This is a genomic window from Gordonia sp. SL306 (genome assembly GCF_026625785.1).
Classification (GTDB): Bacteria; Actinomycetota; Actinomycetes; order Mycobacteriales; family Mycobacteriaceae; genus Gordonia.
In genome coordinates this window covers 5,197,870-5,214,654 of record NZ_CP113063.1, presented here as the reverse complement: position 1 = coordinate 5,214,654, position 16,785 = coordinate 5,197,870, and the positions used below count along the sequence as shown (strand labels likewise).

Annotated in this window: 23 protein-coding genes; 12 read left to right on the top strand and 11 right to left on the bottom strand. The window is 63.8% G+C overall.

Features of this window, described 5'->3' with window-relative positions:
* The first annotated feature begins 72 nt into the window (after nucleotides 1-72).
* Nucleotides 73-750 (top strand): DNA alkylation repair protein, encoded by a 678-nt coding sequence (locus OVA31_RS23980; RefSeq protein ID WP_267629016.1) that lies wholly within the window; start codon nucleotides 73-75, stop codon nucleotides 748-750.
* Nucleotides 751-774: 24 nt separating this feature from the next.
* Here the strand turns inward: OVA31_RS23980 and OVA31_RS23975 are convergent, their stop codons facing one another.
* The 4 genes from OVA31_RS23975 to OVA31_RS23960 all read right to left on the bottom strand — a co-directional run bounded on the left by OVA31_RS23975 (nucleotide 775) and on the right by OVA31_RS23960 (nucleotide 3,215).
* Nucleotides 775-1,074 (bottom strand): cytochrome C oxidase subunit IV family protein, encoded by a 300-nt coding sequence (locus OVA31_RS23975; RefSeq protein ID WP_267629015.1) that lies wholly within the window; start codon nucleotides 1,072-1,074, stop codon nucleotides 775-777.
* Nucleotides 1,075-1,078: 4 nt separating this feature from the next.
* Nucleotides 1,079-1,597 carry a cytochrome c oxidase subunit 3 gene (locus tag OVA31_RS23970; RefSeq protein ID WP_267631690.1) on the bottom strand — a complete coding sequence of 173 codons (519 nt, stop codon included), beginning with the start codon at nucleotides 1,595-1,597 and terminating at the stop codon, nucleotides 1,079-1,081.
* 128 nt (nucleotides 1,598-1,725) lie between these two features.
* On the bottom strand, nucleotides 1,726-2,472 hold the full coding sequence (locus OVA31_RS23965) for a hypothetical protein (RefSeq protein ID WP_267629014.1): 747 nt from the start codon (nucleotides 2,470-2,472) through the stop codon (nucleotides 1,726-1,728).
* Nucleotides 2,469-3,215, bottom strand: coding sequence for a hypothetical protein (locus tag OVA31_RS23960; protein ID WP_267629013.1), 747 nt, complete (start codon nucleotides 3,213-3,215; stop codon nucleotides 2,469-2,471). Before OVA31_RS23960 ends, OVA31_RS23965 begins: the two co-directional genes overlap by 4 nt.
* Before the next feature lie 225 nt (nucleotides 3,216-3,440).
* Here OVA31_RS23960 and OVA31_RS23955 point away from each other — a divergent pair, with 225 nt between their 5' ends.
* Together OVA31_RS23955 and OVA31_RS23950 are read left to right on the top strand one after the other, a co-directional pair.
* Nucleotides 3,441-4,064, top strand: a complete 624-nt coding sequence (locus tag OVA31_RS23955; protein WP_267631689.1) for a TetR/AcrR family transcriptional regulator — start codon at nucleotides 3,441-3,443, stop codon at nucleotides 4,062-4,064.
* Entirely contained in the window at nucleotides 4,061-4,441 is a 381-nt protein-coding gene (locus tag OVA31_RS23950; protein ID WP_267629012.1) for a DUF2255 family protein, read from the top strand. Before OVA31_RS23955 ends, OVA31_RS23950 begins: the two co-directional genes overlap by 4 nt.
* 5 nt (nucleotides 4,442-4,446) lie before the next feature.
* On the opposite strand, the gene OVA31_RS23945 is transcribed toward OVA31_RS23950, so the two are convergent.
* A complete protein-coding gene (locus tag OVA31_RS23945; RefSeq protein WP_324290155.1) occupies nucleotides 4,447-5,118 on the bottom strand; it encodes a TetR/AcrR family transcriptional regulator in 672 nt (223 codons plus the stop codon).
* Nucleotides 5,119-5,204: 86 nt separating this feature from the next.
* Between OVA31_RS23945 and OVA31_RS23940 the strand changes: the two genes are divergently transcribed.
* A complete protein-coding gene (locus tag OVA31_RS23940; RefSeq protein WP_267629011.1) occupies nucleotides 5,205-6,341 on the top strand; it encodes an FAD-dependent oxidoreductase in 1,137 nt (378 codons plus the stop codon).
* A gap of 65 nt (nucleotides 6,342-6,406) precedes the next feature.
* Nucleotides 6,407-6,922: a putative immunity protein gene (locus OVA31_RS23935; RefSeq protein ID WP_267629010.1), complete on the top strand. Its 516-nt coding sequence runs from the start codon at nucleotides 6,407-6,409 to the stop codon at nucleotides 6,920-6,922.
* Between the two features lie 50 nt (nucleotides 6,923-6,972).
* Here the strand turns inward: OVA31_RS23935 and OVA31_RS23930 are convergent, their stop codons facing one another.
* Complete coding sequence (locus tag OVA31_RS23930; RefSeq protein ID WP_267629009.1) at nucleotides 6,973-7,662, bottom strand: cation transporter; 690 nt, start codon at nucleotides 7,660-7,662, stop codon at nucleotides 6,973-6,975.
* Nucleotides 7,662-7,997, bottom strand: coding sequence for an ArsR/SmtB family transcription factor (locus OVA31_RS23925; RefSeq protein WP_267629008.1), 336 nt, complete (start codon nucleotides 7,995-7,997; stop codon nucleotides 7,662-7,664). The genes OVA31_RS23930 and OVA31_RS23925 overlap by 1 nt, the downstream gene beginning before the upstream one ends.
* 200 nt (nucleotides 7,998-8,197) lie before the next feature.
* Between OVA31_RS23925 and rox the strand changes: the two genes are divergently transcribed.
* On the top strand, nucleotides 8,198-9,631 hold the full coding sequence (gene rox / locus OVA31_RS23920; RefSeq protein ID WP_267629007.1) for a rifampin monooxygenase: 1,434 nt from the start codon (nucleotides 8,198-8,200) through the stop codon (nucleotides 9,629-9,631).
* A 16-nt stretch (nucleotides 9,632-9,647) separates the two neighbouring features.
* Here rox and OVA31_RS23915 read toward each other — a convergent pair whose 3' ends face one another.
* The 3 genes from OVA31_RS23915 to OVA31_RS23905 all read right to left on the bottom strand — a co-directional run bounded on the left by OVA31_RS23915 (nucleotide 9,648) and on the right by OVA31_RS23905 (nucleotide 11,213).
* The gene (locus tag OVA31_RS23915; RefSeq protein ID WP_267629006.1) at nucleotides 9,648-10,112 is read right to left on the bottom strand and encodes a GNAT family N-acetyltransferase; all 465 of its coding nucleotides are present in this window, start codon (nucleotides 10,110-10,112) and stop codon (nucleotides 9,648-9,650) included.
* A 41-nt stretch (nucleotides 10,113-10,153) separates the two neighbouring features.
* Nucleotides 10,154-10,510, bottom strand: coding sequence for a VOC family protein (locus OVA31_RS23910; RefSeq protein ID WP_267629005.1), 357 nt, complete (start codon nucleotides 10,508-10,510; stop codon nucleotides 10,154-10,156).
* Nucleotides 10,511-10,637: 127 nt separating this feature from the next.
* Nucleotides 10,638-11,213, bottom strand: coding sequence for a CGNR zinc finger domain-containing protein (locus OVA31_RS23905; protein WP_267629004.1), 576 nt, complete (start codon nucleotides 11,211-11,213; stop codon nucleotides 10,638-10,640).
* A 108-nt stretch (nucleotides 11,214-11,321) separates the two neighbouring features.
* Between OVA31_RS23905 and OVA31_RS23900 the strand changes: the two genes are divergently transcribed.
* On the top strand, nucleotides 11,322-12,494 hold the full coding sequence (locus tag OVA31_RS23900; protein ID WP_267629003.1) for an epoxide hydrolase family protein: 1,173 nt from the start codon (nucleotides 11,322-11,324) through the stop codon (nucleotides 12,492-12,494).
* Between the two features lie 206 nt (nucleotides 12,495-12,700).
* Nucleotides 12,701-13,165 (top strand): phage tail protein, encoded by a 465-nt coding sequence (locus OVA31_RS23895; RefSeq protein WP_267629002.1) that lies wholly within the window; start codon nucleotides 12,701-12,703, stop codon nucleotides 13,163-13,165.
* On the opposite strand, the gene OVA31_RS23890 is transcribed toward OVA31_RS23895, so the two are convergent.
* On the bottom strand, nucleotides 13,149-13,676 hold the full coding sequence (locus tag OVA31_RS23890; RefSeq protein ID WP_420714117.1) for a TetR family transcriptional regulator: 528 nt from the start codon (nucleotides 13,674-13,676) through the stop codon (nucleotides 13,149-13,151). The two genes, OVA31_RS23895 and OVA31_RS23890, sit on opposite strands and share 17 nt — an antisense overlap.
* Before the next feature lie 177 nt (nucleotides 13,677-13,853).
* On the opposite strand from OVA31_RS23890, the gene OVA31_RS23885 reads away from it, so the two are divergent.
* From OVA31_RS23885 to OVA31_RS23870, 4 genes are all read left to right on the top strand, one after another.
* Nucleotides 13,854-14,765: an SDR family oxidoreductase gene (locus tag OVA31_RS23885; protein ID WP_267631687.1), complete on the top strand. Its 912-nt coding sequence runs from the start codon at nucleotides 13,854-13,856 to the stop codon at nucleotides 14,763-14,765.
* Between the two features lie 149 nt (nucleotides 14,766-14,914).
* Nucleotides 14,915-15,280 (top strand): ArsR/SmtB family transcription factor, encoded by a 366-nt coding sequence (locus OVA31_RS23880; RefSeq protein ID WP_267629000.1) that lies wholly within the window; start codon nucleotides 14,915-14,917, stop codon nucleotides 15,278-15,280.
* Nucleotides 15,277-16,368 carry an ACR3 family arsenite efflux transporter gene (arsB, locus tag OVA31_RS23875; protein ID WP_267628999.1) on the top strand — a complete coding sequence of 364 codons (1,092 nt, stop codon included), beginning with the start codon at nucleotides 15,277-15,279 and terminating at the stop codon, nucleotides 16,366-16,368. The genes OVA31_RS23880 and arsB overlap by 4 nt, the downstream gene beginning before the upstream one ends.
* A complete protein-coding gene (locus OVA31_RS23870) occupies nucleotides 16,361-16,768 on the top strand; it encodes a low molecular weight phosphatase family protein (protein ID WP_267628998.1) in 408 nt (135 codons plus the stop codon). The genes arsB and OVA31_RS23870 overlap by 8 nt, the downstream gene beginning before the upstream one ends.
* Nucleotides 16,769-16,785: the final 17 nt, after the last annotated feature.

The window sequence follows — 16,785 nt, the reverse complement described above, 5'->3', positions numbered from 1 at the left end:
TCGCTCATGTGCAGTGGCTCATCTTGGTTGCGGAGCGTCGCGCGCGACTGACGTGACAGTGATGGAGGAGGTATGCCGGTGCCGGAGGTGCAGGTAGCCGAGGTGATGACCGAGCTCGCTGAACTCGAGAACCCGAAAGTGCGTGCCGTCAACTCGAGGCACGGCGACGACCACGGTGTGAACCTCAGCGCGTTGCGGGCGGTCGCCAAGCGATTGAAGACGCAGCACGAACTCGCACGTGAACTCTGGGAGACCGGGGACACGGCAGCCAGATTGCTGGCGATCCTGATCTGCCGTCCCAAGACGTTCGACCGCGACGAGCTGGACGTCATGGTGCGTGACGCACGCACACCCAAGGTGCACGACTGGCTCGTGAATTACGTGGTGACGAAGAACCCGCACTCAGAGGAACTGCGCTTGGCCTGGCTGGACGATCCGGATCCGGCGGTCGCGAGTGCAGGCTGGGCACTGACCGCGCAGCGGGTGACGAAGCGACCGGACGGCCTCGATCTCACCGCACTGCTCGACGTCATCGATGCCGAGATGAAAGGGGCGCCGGATCGACTCCAATGGGCCATGAACACGTGTCTTGCCCAGATCGGCATTTCGCACCCGGAATTTCGGGCGCGCGCAATCGACATCGGGGAGCGACTGGAAGTGCTCAAAGACTATCCGACATCGCCAGGATGCACGTCACCGTTCGCGCCCGTCTGGATCGCTGAGATGGTGAGCCGAAACAGCGGGACCTAGAGTTCGTGGCGATCCGCGACTTCCTCAGACGAGATAGATCGCGAAGACGGCGATGAACAATACGGCCAGCCACGAGTCGGTCGCCATTCTGAGCCAGCGAGGTGCGGTGCGCACCTCCATGAAATACCCGATGATCAACCGCGATTTGATGAACGTGATCACCAGGACGGCCGTCGTGATCACGACACTCGGCTGCAATCCCGCCGTGTAATGGGCAGGTGCGAGCCACCATGAGCCGATGGTGATCGCGACCAGAATCAGCCAAACCCACGTCACTGTGCGTGCGGACGTCGCACGGGTGGGGGAGTCCGTCAGGTCCGTCATCGGGTCACCTCATCACGTAGAGCAGGCCGAAGATGATCACCCACAGGAGATCGACCATGTGCCAGTAGATTGCGCCGGACTCGACCATCGAGGCGCGTTGGCGGGTCGGGTTCCGCAGTTCCCGGACAACCACACTCAACACGATGAGTCCGATCAGGACGTGGACCAGATGCACGCCGGTGAGCACGTAGTAGAACGAGAAGAACATCTCGCTGTTCGTGTGTCCGGTGCTGATCTCGGTGTACCACTCGTATCCTTTGAGGAGCATGAACAGCAGACCACCGGCGCCGGCGGCATACGTCAGGCGTATGGCCTGGTCGTGGCGTTGGGAGCGTGTCGCCAGCACGGCGCGGGCGATGAACCATGAACTGGTCAGCAAGATCACGGTGTTGATGGCGCCGATGGTGATGTCCAGGTGTTGTTGCGCCTGAAGGAATCCCTTCGGGTCCATGGTCCGATAGATCATGAAGACGACGAAGTACCCACCGAAGATGATCAGGTCACCGATCACCATCACCCACATGTGGCCATCGCCGGGGAGGTGATGATCATGTTGGCGGGCAGATGGTTTGGAGACCCGTCGCTGTGCGCCCGGTGACGACAGTGGCAGTCGCGATTGCGCTCGTGACATCAATGATTCCTTGCGTCGGTTCAGTCCGGTGCCGGAGAGTCTGCGGGTTCGTGTGCGGCGGCCTGTCGGAGCAGAACGATCAGCGCTCCCAGCCAGACAGAGAAGATCACCACCGCCCACCAGAGGGCGATCGACCCGTTCCACGCGAACGGTCCCGAATGGAACAGAAACATCTGCGAGGCGATGACTTCGGTGATGATCTGCCAGATGGTCACGTAGGCAAACCATTTGGGGAAGATCTCGTTCTTGTCGTAGAGAATGGCGATCGCCAGCACCAGATAGGCCGCCGTGAAGCAGCCCAGTGAACCGTTGTAGGAGAGCATGCCGAGGTCATAGAGCAGACCGACGAGTTCGGGATTGCGGTCGGGGCGGAACGTCGCGGTCAGGAAGCACACGGCGACAAGCAGGAAACCGGGCAGCGCACCGACTCCCATGCCGGCAATGTACCCGTAGGCGAACGTCGATCCGACCGACATCCGCTTCATGTGATACATGATCAGGCCGTTGGTCACGGCTGCTCCGCCGAGCAGGACCATCAACAGACTGAAACCGATCTGGATCGTCACGCCGTGCTCGGCGAAGAACGCGACCTTGCCGGCATCGGTGACGTCCGGCCGTGGTGGTGGCGTGACCCGGGTCAGCACGCAGATGATCACGCCGAAGAGGCCGTACCAGATCGGGAAGAACCAGGTGACCAGCCGGACGTCGGGTTTACCTGGCGGATGGTCGGTCACGTCCGCAGCGCGATTGCGCGTCAGGATGCTCACGCGGCCACCACTTCGTCGGTGACGGCCTGATTGATGACGGCCCGTCGCAGGACGAAGAACATGACCACGACGAAGAGGGCGAACGCGCCGTAGCGCAGCCAGAACGTGAGGAAGCCGTTCCAGGCCAGGGGGCCGGTTCGGAAGACGCCGGCGGCCGCTGCAGGAAGCATGGCGACCGCGGTGGCCATCGAGTAGTGGCCGACCCACCGGGGGAACACCGGATCCGGACCGTCGTCGAAGTAGACGGACAGACCGAGGAGGACGAACTGCATGACCATCATTCCGACCGGGGCCACCAGGACGATCCACGCGAGATCGTTGAGCAGCATGATCAGCTCCGGATCGCGTTCGGGGCGAAAAGCGGCTGCCAGGAACAGGATGTTCGACAACGCGAAGATGGTGGCACTGCTGACGATGGCGGTGAGGTAGCAGTAGGCGAAGACGTGGCTCTGCGTGGTCATACGTTTCATCTGGACCACGATCACCATGAAGAACGGCAGCACCAGGATCCCACACAGGTTGAACGTGACCTGGCTGAACTGGATCCACGCGGTGTGGTCGGCGTAGAACGCGCCGACCTGGTCCGCCGACATCGTCGGGGACATCGGCGGCCAGAAGCCCGGGAAAGCCAGCGCGGCCACCAACAGGACCACCCCGACTGCCGGACCTGTCCAGAGGCTCACCCACTGTGCCTTGATGTTTCCTGCGCTCGGCAGGTCTTGGGCTTGCTCGACGATCTGCACGTCACCCTCCCGAACAACTGACAACAGTCAGTTCGTGCGTCGACAATCCGACCGATTGACCTTACATCTGCATTCGAAACCGTTCGCGTATCGGATGTTTCTCCGAGCAGAGTAACGCGCCAGCATGTCGGTCCGCGGCGGAATTACTGATCTGAGTCAGTTTTGTTTTGGGGTACGATCGCTGGCAGGAAGCAGGCTGGTTCGACGAGGACAAGGGGTGGACCGCTGAAAGCGAAGCCGCAGGAGCGCCGCTCGAAAGGCCTCCAGACGCGAGAACGATTGCTGGGAGCAGCGATTGCAGAGTTCAAACGCACCGGAATGGCTGCCGCCGACACAGGCGCGGTCGTGTCGGCGGCCGGGGTGGCCCACGGCACCTTCTTCTTCCATTTTCCCACCAAAGAACACGTGCTGATCGAGTTGGAGCAGCGCGAACAGGTTCAGATGGCGGCCGAACTGACACGATTCTTCGGACGGGACCATGACGTGCGCGAAACCCTGGCCGAATCTGTCCGTGTCTTGCTGAAACTCGAGCGTCGCCTCGGACGCCTGTTGTTCAAAGACTTTTTGGCCCTGCACTTCTCAACGACCCGGCCACCGTCGGAGGAGTGGGACAAGTATCCGGTTGTCGGTGCCGTCGTCGAGGAACTGCAGCGCGCCCGAGAGCGCGGCGAGATCCCCGACGAGGTGGACGTGGTACACAACGGCGTGTCGTTCCTGGTCGGCCTCTACGCGCTGCTCATCACGATCCCGGAATCCGAAGAGATTCGTGTCCCGGTGATCGAGGAGTACCTCACGACCTACATGTACGGCCTTCGGGCGTGGCCGCCGCCGCAGGGTTTGCCATCGTGACGTGGTCGGCTGAACAGCTGGGCGCCGTCGACTCCGGTGACGAACTCGAGATCGCGGTGCGGAGCGCAGGCGGAGGTCTGCGCCGTTGGGTGCCGATCTGGGTCGTGCGCGTCGATGATCAGGTGTTTGTCCGGACCTGGTACCGGCGACCGACGGGATGGTTCGAGCACGTTCTCGACTCGCGCCGGGCTCGCGTGCGCGTCGGCGAGATCGAGGCCGACGTCACCGTCGAGGACGTCGGGGTCGGTTCGTCTGAGTTGCGCGCCGACGTCGACGCGGCCTATCGCCGGAAATACCGTCGGTACGGCGTCGCGACCGTCGACAGGATGATGTCGGACTCTGCCGCGCAAGCCACCCTGAGGCTGACGCCTGAGTGATCGTGTTATCGGACGGTTGTCACGCCGGCGAGGAACAGGTCGATACCGGCCAGGAATTGCTCGCGGTCGTCGTGCTCGGGGAGCTGGGTCGCCACCTGTCGAAGGAAGGGATGATTCGCGGGATCGCCCTGCATCCACCGCTCGGTGACGGTGGCGAGAAAGGCCGACCGGTCGGTCTCGCGCGCGAGGAGCCTCGCGCCCGCCGAGTACTGCGCTGCGAGACCGAGGATGTAGCTCACGAGCGCGGACGCCGAATTGAACTGTGCCCGTTCGGGAACGCCGAGAGCCTGTAGCTGTTGTCCGATGCCCTCGAAGATCTGCATGATCGCGGACTGCCAGGGCTCGCGGGAGAGTTGGGTTCCCACCCACGGGTGGGCATCGATTGCGTCGAAGACCCCGGAGGCGATACCGCGGATCGCCTCGCGCGGGTCCGTCTCCTCGGCCACGTCGGTCACCGCCCGGGCGATGACGTCGTCGGTAGCGGCTACGAGCAGGTCGTTCTTGTTCGCGACGTGGTGGTAGATCGCACCACTACCGGTGGCCAGGCGGGCGGTGAGCGCACGGAACGTCAATGCACTCTCGCCGTCGGTGTCGAGGATCTCGATCGCGGCCTCGACGATCCGCTCCTTCGACAGAGCATCTGAGCGTCGTTCGTTCCGCTGCGTCTTGGTGGCCATGGCGATTATCTTGACATAGTTGGAACGGTGTTCCAAGATGGAGATATGGAACGGCGTTCCAACGCATGTTTGAAAGGAGAATTCCCATGAAGACACCAGTCACGATCATCGGTGCGGGCCTCGGGGGCCTCACCCTCGCCCGCGTCCTGCACGTCCACGGCATCCCCGCAACGATCTACGAGGCGGATCCTTCGGCCGAGGCGCGAACGCAGGGCGGTCAACTCGATATCCATGAAGACGATGGGCAGCGCGCGCTCGAGGCGGCCGGACTCACCGAGGAGTTCCGCGCGATCATCCACGTAGGCGGCGACGCCACCCGCATGCTCGATGAGACGGGAGAGATCCTGCTCGACGACCCTGCCGACGACGGAACGGGGCGTCCCGAGGTACTCCGTGGAGACCTTCGTCAGATCTTGCTCGACTCGTTGCCTGCGCATACGGTCCAGTGGGGAAAGAAGCTCGCAGGCGTCTCCGTAGTGGGCGATGGGCGCCACGAGCTGACCTTCGCCGACGGGACGACAGTGGTCACGGAGCTCCTCGTCGGCGCCGACGGGGCCTGGTCGAAGGTCCGGCCGTTACTGTCCGGCGCGACGCCCGAATACGTGGGTACGACCTTCATCGAGACATACCTGTACGACGCCGACGAACGCCATGCGGCAACGGCCGACGCTGTCGGGGGAGGCGCGATGTATGCGCTCACCCCGGGGACCGGTATAACCGCGCATCGTGAGGCGGGGAGTGTCCTGCACACGTATGTCCAGCTGAACCGAACGGCCGAGTGGATCGCCGACATCGACTTCTCCGACTCGGGTGCGGCTGCTCGCATCGCAGCCGAATTCGACGGATGGGCACCGGAACTCACCGCTCTGATCACCGACGGTGAGACTGCGCCGGTGCCACGCATGATCTACGCGCTCCCGAACGACCATCGATGGGATCGGGTGCCCGGGGTGACCTTGCTCGGGGATGCCGCACACCTGATGCCGCCGTCCGGCGACGGCGCGAACCTGGCGATGTTCGATGGTGCTGAGCTCGGCAATGCGATTGCCGCGTACCCCGACGACATCGACGCGGCACTCACGGCGTACGAGACCGCGATGTTCCACCGCAGCGCGGCCACCGCCGTGGACGCATGGGAGATCCTGGACCTCTGCCTCGGCAAGAGCGCGCCCCACGGGCTCGTCGACTTTCTGTCGGGAAGCGTCGAGGAGGCGCGCAGCTGATCCGCTGGGCGCAATCTTTGAATCACAGCAGACGCGCGGGGGCGACGGTCTGGGACGATATCAACGTGATTCTCCCCAAGGAGCGCGATCCTCGTTTCATCACCATCCGGCGCGGCGGAACTCTCACCGATGCCGATCATCAACTCCTGGCGCTGTGGGCAGCGGCGTGTGCCGAGCACGTCCTCGGCCTCTTCGAGCAGGCGCGTCCCGACGATCCGCGTCCACGTGAGGCCATCGAACACGCGCGCGCATGGGTCCGTGGCGAGGTCAAGATGATGGATGCTCGCGCAGCGGGTGGACACGCGATGGGAGCGGCGCGGGATTTGCGTGGAGCACCTCGTCACGCGGCGTATGCCGCCGGGCAGGCCGGGGCGGTGGCCCATGTCGCCGCCCACGACCTGGGTGCGGCCGCCTACGCGATCAAGGCAGTGCGTGCGGCAGCGCCGGAAGGTCGAGGTGAGGCCGCGGGACGTCTCGAGTGTCGGTGGCAGCGTGAGCAACTCCCGGACGCGATCCGTGAGCTGGTATTCGACGACCAGCGATTGCGGAACGGCATCTGCTGGTCGGTGTTCGAGATCTGAGTCGATGGATCCGAAAATGCCTGCATTAGGGAGAAGTTCGTCAAGTGCTGTCACTCACTCGTGCAACAGTCGCACTCGGAGTCGTCACCGGGGTGTCCGGTAGCGCAGCAGAGTTGGCCGCGCCATGCGTTGATTCCCTCGCGGGTGGCGATGACGGCGATGACGAGTGCGGCGACGGGGTCGGCCCACGACCAGCCCCAGAGGGTGTTGACGACGAGTCCGGCGAGTAGAACCGCCGAGAGGTAGGTGCACAGGAGCGTCTGCTTGGAATCGGCAACCGCGGACCTGGAACCGAGTTCACCGCCGGCGCGTCGCTGCAACCACGAAAGGATCGGCATGATTGCCAGACTTGCTGCGGCCAAGCCGATTCCGATGGTCGAATGCCGCGCTTCTGCACCCCAGCCGAGCAGTGTGCGCGCGGATTCCGCGGAGACGTAAACCGCCAGGCCGAAGAAGGAGAACGCGATGATCCGCAGGGCCGTCTTCTCGCGGGCCTCGGGATCGCGTCCGGAGAACTGCCACGCCACCGCTGCCGCCGACGACACCTCGATGACCGAGTCGAGGCCGAATCCGATCAACGCAGTCGAGGAGACCCGTGCGCCTTCGGCCAATGCGATCGCGGCCTCGATGACGTTGTAGGTGATGGTGGCTGCCACGAACCAGCGGATTCGCCGCTGGAGGATCTGTTTGCGTTCTGTGTCGGGCCCGATCCGCTCGGGGAGACCGAGGCCGACGTCCATCAGCAGCAACTTTCGGTCTGGGCATCGGGGCAGCATGCGGGATCGACTGCCAGAACAAGTCCGATCAGGTCGTCGAGAGCGTTACGGATCCGCGGATCGGCCAATTCATACCGAGATCGCCGACCTTCGGGAACTGCGACCACCAATCCGCATCCGCGAAGGCACGCAAGGTGATTCGACAGAGTCTGCCGTGACACCCCGATGGAATCGGCCAGATCGGCGGGGTAGGAGGGTCCGGTCCGCAGTCGCAACAGGACCTGGGTGCGGGTCGCGTCCGACAATGCGTAGCCGAAGCGGGTCAGCGCCTCACCATGGACGAGGGTCTGCGATTCCATGGGACGATAGTACAGGGATATCTGTATTCAGGGAATCCTGAACAATCCGCCGCGCGCCTCGACGCATTGCGCTGCGCAGGCTGGTTGATTGCGCCACTCTCACCATATCGCGTGGTCCGGGGCTTGCGGCAAGACCCCGGTGATGGTGCAGACTCGTCTGCTGCGAGCAAGCGCACGTCTTGTCCGGCGAAGGGATCTGTATGAGTGACGTCATCATCGTGGGCGCCGGACCGACCGGGTTGATGCTGGCGGGCGAGCTCCGGCTGCAGGGCATCGAGGTCGTCGTCCTCGACAAGGACGCCGAGCCCACCCCGATGGTCCGTGCGCTCGGCATCCACGTACGCACGATCGAGATCATGGAGCAGCGCGGCCTGCTGGACAGATTCCTCGCGCGCGGACGAAAGTATCCGCTCGGTGGTTTCTTCGCGGGTATCGCCAAACCGGCGCCCACGCATCTCGACACTGCGCACGGTTACGTACTGGGCATACCCCAGCCCGAGATCGACAGGATCCTTGCCGAGCATGCCACCGAAGTCGGTGCGGAGATCCGTCGTGGGAAGAGTGTTGTCGGCGTCCATCAGGACGAGGATCGGGTCACCGCCGAATTGTCCGATGGCACAACACTTCGCGCGCAGTTCCTGATCGGATGCGACGGTGGGCGCAGCACCGTCCGCAAGCTGATCGGCGTCGGGTTCCCCGGCGAGCCGTCGAGTGCGGACACCTTGATCGGCGAAGTGGACGTCACCATGCCGGACGAGGAGCTGACCGCCAGGGTCGCCGAAATCCGTGAAACGCAGAAGCGCTTCGGAATCGGACCCTCCCCGTCGGGGAACGGCCGTTATCGCCTCGTGGTGCCGGCAGCCGAGGTCGTCGAGGATCGCGCGGTCCCGACGACCCTCGACGACATCAAGCGACAGCTGCGGGCGATCGCCGGCACCGACTTCGGCGTCCACTCGCCGCAATGGCTGTCACGTTTTGGTGATGCCACCCGGTTGGCCGAGCACTACCGCCGTGGCCGAGTGTTCCTCGCCGGCGATGCCGCACACATCCACCCCCCGATGGGAGGGCAGGGCCTCAACCTCGGGGTCCAAGACGCGTTCAACCTCGGTTGGAAGCTCGCCGCCACCATCAATGGGTGGGCGCCACACGATCTGCTCGACAGCTACGAACCCGAACGACGGCCGGTGGCCGCCGACGTACTCGACAACACGCGTGCACAGGCAGTCTTGGTGTCCACCGAGGTCGGGCCACAAGCGGTGCGGCGGTTGATCTCTGAGCTGATGGATTTCGATGATGTCTCGCGGTACCTGACCGAGAAGATCACGGCGATCTCGGTCAGGTACGACTTCGGTGACGGCGACGATCTCGTGGGCCGGCGATTGCGAAACATCAGTGCGAGCGGCGGGAACCTCTACGATCTGATGCACGCCGGCCGTGGGCTGCTGCTCGATCAAACGGGTCGGTTATCGGTCGAAGGATGGAAGGACCGAGTCGACCACGTCGTCGACACCAGCAGCGAACTCGACGTCCCGGCCGTGCTGCTTCGTCCGGACGGGCATGTCGCGTGGGTAGGGGACACGCAGTCGGAGTTGCACACTGGCCTGGCCAGATGGTTCGGCAGCGGCCCCGAGTAACTCGACCGAGCGGGTGTCAGTCCACGACCATCGTCATGAATGTGCTGTTCGGATCGTCGGCGGGATATGCACCGAAGGCGCCGCACGCGACGAATCCTGCTCGGACGTACAGCGTTCGAGCGGGCGCGAAATGAGCCATGCTGCCGGTCTCCAGGGACACGCGGTGCACTCCGCGGCCTCTGGCGTCGGCCAACGCATGGTCGAGGAGAGCCCGTCCTATCCCGCTGCCGCGTCGATGGGGCGCCGTCCTCATGCTCTTCAATTCCTCGTGACCTTCAGTTACCGGCCCGAGCCCGACCGTGCCCACGAGCTCGTCGTCGAGGTACGCGACCCATAACCTGAATCCTGGTGATTCCCTCATCTCGTGGATGGTCAGCGCATGTTGACTGTCGCTCGGCGCAGTGGGCGCGATGTCGTCAATATGTGCCCGCAAGAACGCCTGGAGGGCGGGGTCGTCGTAGTTCGCCCGTTCGATCAGCATTCTCGCGGAGTCACCTTATTCTCGTGCGCTTCTGTGCACCGCTACCCGACGATGGTGTGCATTCCGACGTTGACCACATTTCCGCTGCTGTCACGATAGAAGAACCTCGTGACACCCCAAGGCTCGTCCGTTCGGGGGTGCACCACCTCGAGGCCTTGTTCCTGTACCTTTCGGAGCGCTTCATCGACGTCATCGACAAAAATCGAGACTGCTGGGTTTGCCGGGCCGGTCGCGTCGCGGGTCATGAGGCTGAGCTGGTGTCCTTCCTCATCGCCGAGTGTCACAATCCAGCCGTGGTCCATCAAGACCGTGAGTCCTAACGCGGCTTGGTGCTCGGCTACTGCCTCGGGGAGGTCCGACACGTCGAGGTTGGGTACTACTCGATTCACCGCGGCCACATTCGGCTTCTTTCCTCGAAGGTGTGTTGTCGGACTGTCACAGTGGTGGGCGGACGTTATCACGGTGACCGGATGCCCGTGCGGCCATGTGTACAGCTCTTCTCGAGCGATGTGCGGCGGCAGCAGATCATTCCGCTGATCCGGCATTCTTGCGCCGGCCGGCATTGAAGCGCGCCTTCTTCTGACGATTCCCGCATGTGTTCATGTCACACCATCTGCGGGTGCGACTCTGGCTGGTGTCGAAGAAGGCCGCTCGGCAGGTTGGTGATGCGCACAACGCCAACCTGCCGGTCCGTTCGCCTGCGATGATGCTGATTGCGTCGGCTGCGATCACGCTGAGGGCATCTTCGACACAGGAAGCGGAGCTCAGCCGCCATTGACGGTTGCCGTCGGGTGTCAGGATGGCCGCGGCCCGGCCTTGTTCGCTGCAGGCGTTGATGATTCGGACGGCAGACGCTGGGGGAGAGGCTTGGATCGCGGTCGCCGTCGCCGCGGCGTGAATGGATTCCCTCAGTTCCCGGGCGTGATCGAGCTGGGCCGTGGTGCAGGACTCCACGGCGAGGCCGTGCACCGCCAGCCAGTCGACGAGTCGTTGCGGCGTGGGAATGCGCTCTACGGCGTCGCCCTGTCGCTCGGTCAGCGTTGCCGTGAAGCTGGTGGCCAGCTCGGTACCGAGGCGAAAGTCTGGAAACTCGGCTCGCATGGAACCACCTTAGCTGGTTGCGATCGGGCACGGCGGGACTACAGTGGAACTGTCTTAGCCGGTTCCATGCATGTGCCGGTTCCGCGATGATCCGGAGGTACCGATCTCATGGCCCGTCCGACCAGCGACGTGGAGGCATTCGATGCCCACGCAACCGACGCTGACCTCGACGATCTGCACGCGCGACTTGTCGCGGCCCGGCTACCGGAAGCCGAGACGGTCTATCGCGCCGCACCCGATCCACGTCGATGGGAACAAGGCGTTCCGCTCGTCGATCTCGTCGAGATCGTGAACTACTGGCGCACCGGGTACGACTGGCGGTCCTTCGAAGACCGGCTCAACCGGATCGGGCAGTTTCGCACCACGATCGATGGTCTGGGAATCCACTTCCTGCACAAGCGATCTGCGCGCGCAGACGCCACTCCACTGATCTTGACGCACGGTTGGCCAGGCAGTATTGCCGAGTTCGTCGATATCGTTGAGGAACTGGCGGATCCGGAAGACGTGGATGCGCCGGCGTTCCATGTCGTGGTCCCGTCGTTACCGGGCTTTGGCTACAGCGACAAACCGACCACCACCGGGTGGGGGACCGAAAAGATCGCGGCCGCTTGGGTAGAACTGATGGGCAGGCTCGGCTACCGCAAGTTCGTGGCCCACGGCGGTGATTGGGGAGGCAATATCACCACGGTCCTCGGCGGCAGGTTCCCAACACACGTTCTCGGCATCCACACGCTGTTCGCCGAGGCACCGCCCGGGTTGTCGACGGAAGGGCTGACGGCGGCCGAGCGCAAGTGGACCGAGGACACCCGAGATTTCTGGCGCCACCGCGCGGCGTATGCGAAGCAGCAGGCGACCCGACCGCAGACAATCGGGTACTCGCTCGTCGATTCGCCGGTCGGGCTGCTGGCCTGGCTCCTCGACAAGTTCGCTGAGTGGTCCGATACGAAAGACAGTCCGTTCGAGACGATTTCCAGAGACCGCGTCCTCGACGACGTCACTCTGTATTGGCTGACGCGGACCGGCGCATCGGCGGCGCGCATCTACTACGAAAGCCACAACTCGGTCGACCCCGAACTTCGGGTCGACGTCCCATCGGCAATCACGATGTACCCCCGCGATATCGAGAAGTGCCCGCGTCCGTGGGCCGAAGAGAGGTACCGAGACATCGTCCGATGGAACTCGCCTGAGCACGGAGGACATTTCCCGTCGCTGGAGGTTCCCGAGTATTTCGTCAAGGATCTGCGAGAAGGCCTCGCGGCGGTACTGGTCGCTGGTCCGTGAACGCGAGTGGGTGCCGGCTGTCGGATGGGGCGAAGACCGAAGACTGAAGACCAAGGCAGGGCGCAGGCGTTGCCACTCCCCACATCTCGATCACCCGGACTCGGGGCGGCCTCGGGTCGGAACTGGCAGTCTTTGAGATGAAGCGGAGTCACGACCCCAACTCACTGCAGCTGAGCAGGACCTCACCGGACAGAAAGGCAGTCAATATGGCATACGCCGTGGATTTCAAGAATGTCTCAGTCGTCGGACTCGAGTCATCGCCGGTGCCCGAGGCGCTGGCGGGGCTGCGGGCCAACGAGGCGCGATACTTCAAGAACAAGTACGACCACGTCTTCACCGTCGAGCCGGCGGACGAAGCGACTTCCACCGTCGACTGGATACATCGGATCCTCAAGGAGGAGCGAGGCCTCGTCATCGGCTCTCGCCCTCTGGAGGCGACTGAGTTCGAGGTCGACGGTATCCGGATGGCCTACGTCTTCTACGAGAGCGGCCTGTCGATCAACGTGATGTATGCGCTCGACGACGGCGGGAAGCGGGCGGTCGGCTTCAAACTCTCCGACGGCATGGAGATTCCCGAGGAGCTCGCCTCGACTTTCAAGTTCGCGCGGCAGAAGTCGAAGCTCGCGGGCACCATCCGCGGGTCCTACTTCGTCATCAAGAACGCGTACTGAGGTCTTCAGTACGGTCGCGTTCGGTGCTGATGTGCCTGGTCAGTTCGGCGAGGGCATCGAACTCATTCGCGAGGTGTGTCGCCAGAGATATCACCGGCTCGATCAGCCAGATGTTCACTGCTTGGGCCCAAGTGACCATGCCAACCTCGGCCGCCAGGCGTGCCGCGCGTTCACCGACACCCCGGTGCTCGAGAGCCGCCGCGAGCGCGGAGGTCAGGGATTCCGCCTTCGCCAGATCACGCTCCCGTAGCGCGGGGGATGCCGAGATGACCTGATGCCTGGCCACGGTCAGGGCACGGTTCGCCTCAAGTCTTGGAACCGCGGCCGCAAGCAGGGCGCTCAAGAGTGTCGGCACTGGTGGCAGATCACGTGGAGCGCGTTCTACTGCAGTAGACAAGGCCTCTCGGAGCGGTGCTTCACCATCGAAGAGCACCTCGCGTTTGTCGGCGAAATGCCGGAAATACGTGCGCTCGGTGACTCCGGCTCTGGCGGCGATCTCTGCCGCGGTCACCGAGTCGAATCCGCGCTCACCGTAGAGATCGAGCGCCGCCGCTTGAAGTCGTTGCCGGGCTGCTTCTCCGCTTCGAGGCATGTACTGATGGTACGGGTTGTGTCAGTCACTGACTGGACAGTGGTAGTGTCAGTGACAGACACTACGACTGTTGAAGTACCGCCACTGGGAGTTCTCATGCACATCTTCGTAACCGGCGGAACCGGCCAAACGGGTCCTGCCATCGTCGCCGAGTTGATTGCAGCGGGGCACGCTGTCACTGGACTGGCCCGTTCCACCGCCAGCGCCGCACGCCTCGAAGCGCTTGGGGCGAAGCCACTCAGTGGGTCTTTGGATGATGCTGACGTACTTCACGCCGGAGCGGTTCACGCAGACGGTGTGGTGCATATGGGTATCGCGGGTGACTTCTCGGATCTCGATGACCTCACACTCCGCAATGTCGCCGCCACAGTCGCGCTCGGCGACGCGCTGGTCGGAACAAACAAGCCATTTGTGAGTACCTCGGGCACCCTCGTCATGCCGGCCGGCCGCGTCAGCAGTGAGCTGGATTCGACGGACAGTTCGGCACTGGGCGCGCACCGAATCCCTGGTGAAGAGGCTTGTCTGGCATTTGCCGGGCGCGGCGTGCGGTCGAGTGTTGTCCGACTGGCGCCGACAGTTCACGGTCCGAAGGATCGCGGCTTCATCCCGACGCTTGTCGCGACTGCTCGCAGGACCGGCGTGTCCGCCTACATCGGCGAAGGCCGGAACCGGTGGCCGGCGATTCACCGGCGGGACGCCGCGCGGTTGTTCCGTCTCGCCGTCGAAAATGCCCCAGCCGGAAGCGTTTTGCACGGTGCCGGTGAAGATGGCGTCGTATTCGAGCACATCGCTGAGAAAGTCGGCGCGATGCTCGGCGTACCGACGTGCTCGCTGGCACCCGAGGACGCTCCACGACACTTCGACAACCCGTTCCTCGGCGTTGCGTATGGTGTCGACGCACCGGTCACGAGCGCTCGAACCCGCAAATTGCTCGATTGGGCCCCTGCCCACGCGACACTTCTCGAGGACCTCGAGACCGGCGATTACTTCACCGACACCGCAGCATGACGGTTTCCGGCCGCGGGGGAGAGCGGGACGTGGTGGGTGCGCCTTGGCTGGCGGTGTCGCCATGACACGGTTCGTTGGTAGTGTGCGCGTTGGTCGGTATAGCCGACTGTCATTTGCACGGTTGATTCGATAGATGTCAATATTGATGAATGTCGAAGCAGAACCTGTTGGCCCCCGGCGCCGGCCTGGGGTTGAGTGCCGCAGAGGCGTCGGCACTGGCGCCGGCGTTGAAGGCGCTCGCTGATCCGGTGCGGTTGCGGTTGTTGTCGGAGGTGGCGGAGCATCCGGGTGGTGAGGCGTGCGTGTGCGACATCTCGGGACCATTCGATCTGTCGCAGCCGACGATCTCGCATCATCTGAAGGTGTTGCGCCAGGCGGGACTGGTGACCAGTGAACGCCGGGCCACTTGGGTGTATTACCGGGTGAACACCGATGCGTTGGCCGAGTTGGCCGATCTACTCGGCGGTCTGGCGTCGGTGGTGGGGGTATCGCGGTCGTGTGAGGTGCCCGAATGAGCAGCTCGTCGGATACCGCTGTGGCGGGGAAGCTTTCGGCTCTCGACCGGTTCCTGCCGGTGTGGATAGGTGCGGCGATGGGGGTCGGTTTGCTCCTGGGCCGCGGTGTGCCCGGCCTAGGTGACGGGCTGGCGGCCGTCGAGGTGAACGGGATCTCGTTGCCGATCGCGTTGGGCTTGTTGATCATGATGTATCCGGTGCTGGCGAAGGTGCGCTACGACCGGCTGGACTCAGTGACCGGTGATCGCCGATTGTTGTCGGGGTCGCTGCTGTTGAACTGGGTTGTCGGGCCCGCGTTGATGTTCGCCCTGGCCTGGTTGCTGTTGCCGGACCTGCCGGAGTACCGGACCGGGCTGATCATCGTCGGTTTGGCCCGGTGCATCGCGATGGTGATCATCTGGAACGACCTCGCATGCGGGGATCGGGAGGCCGCCGCGGTGCTGGTGGCGTTGAACTCGGTGTTCCAGGTGGTCATGTTCGCCGTGCTGGGCTGGTTCTACCTGTCGGTGCTGCCGGGCTGGCTCGGCCTGGAGCAGACCACCATCGATACCTCGCCGTGGCAGATCGCGAAATCGGTGCTGATTTTCCTCGGCATCCCCCTCGTTGCGGGTTATCTGACCCGGCGGCTGGGGGAGCGGGCGAAAGGGCGCGAGTGGTACGAGGCGTCGTTCCTGCCCCGGTTGGGGCCGTGGGCGCTGTATGGCCTGCTGTTCACCATCGTCATCTTGTTCGCCCTGCAGGGCGAACAGATCACCTCGCAGCCGTGGGATGTCGTACGGATCGCGCTGCCGTTGTTGATCTACTTCGCCGTCATGTGGGGCGGCGGATTCGCCCTCGGTGCGGTCCTCGGACTCGGCTACGAGCGCACAACCACTCTGGCGTTCACCGCCGCGGGCAACAACTTCGAACTCGCCATCGCGGTCGCGATCGCTACCTACGGTGCCGCCTCGGGCCAGGCTCTGGCAGGCGTGATCGGTCCACTGATCGAGGTTCCGGTACTGATCGGGCTGGTGTATGTCTCTTTGGCACTGCGCCGCCGATTCGCCCTACCCGCGGATTCGATGAGGGAGAGCGTTCGCGATGCCTGAACCCACCAAGGTGTTGTTCGTGTGTGTGAGCAACCGGGGCAAATCGGTGATGGCCGAACGCCTCACGCCCACGGTGACCGACCGCATCGTTGCATCCTCGGCCGGCACCAGCGCCAGGGCCGGTGCTCAGATCAATGAGCTGTCCGCCCAAGTGCTTGCCGAGGTCGGTGCCGACGGTGGCCATCATCAGCCTCGCGGACTGACCGAGGAGCTGATGCTGGCGGCAGATCTGGTGGTCGTCGTCGGTACCGCAGACGTCACCGCACCAGCCGGGGTTGATCTGCAGGTGTGGAACACCGACGAACCCTCGCATCGTGGTATCGACGGCATCGAGCGGATGCGGCTGGTACGTGACGACATCACCGACCGAATCCGTGCCCTCGCCGACCGCCTGGAATAGTTCGCAAGGGCGTACGG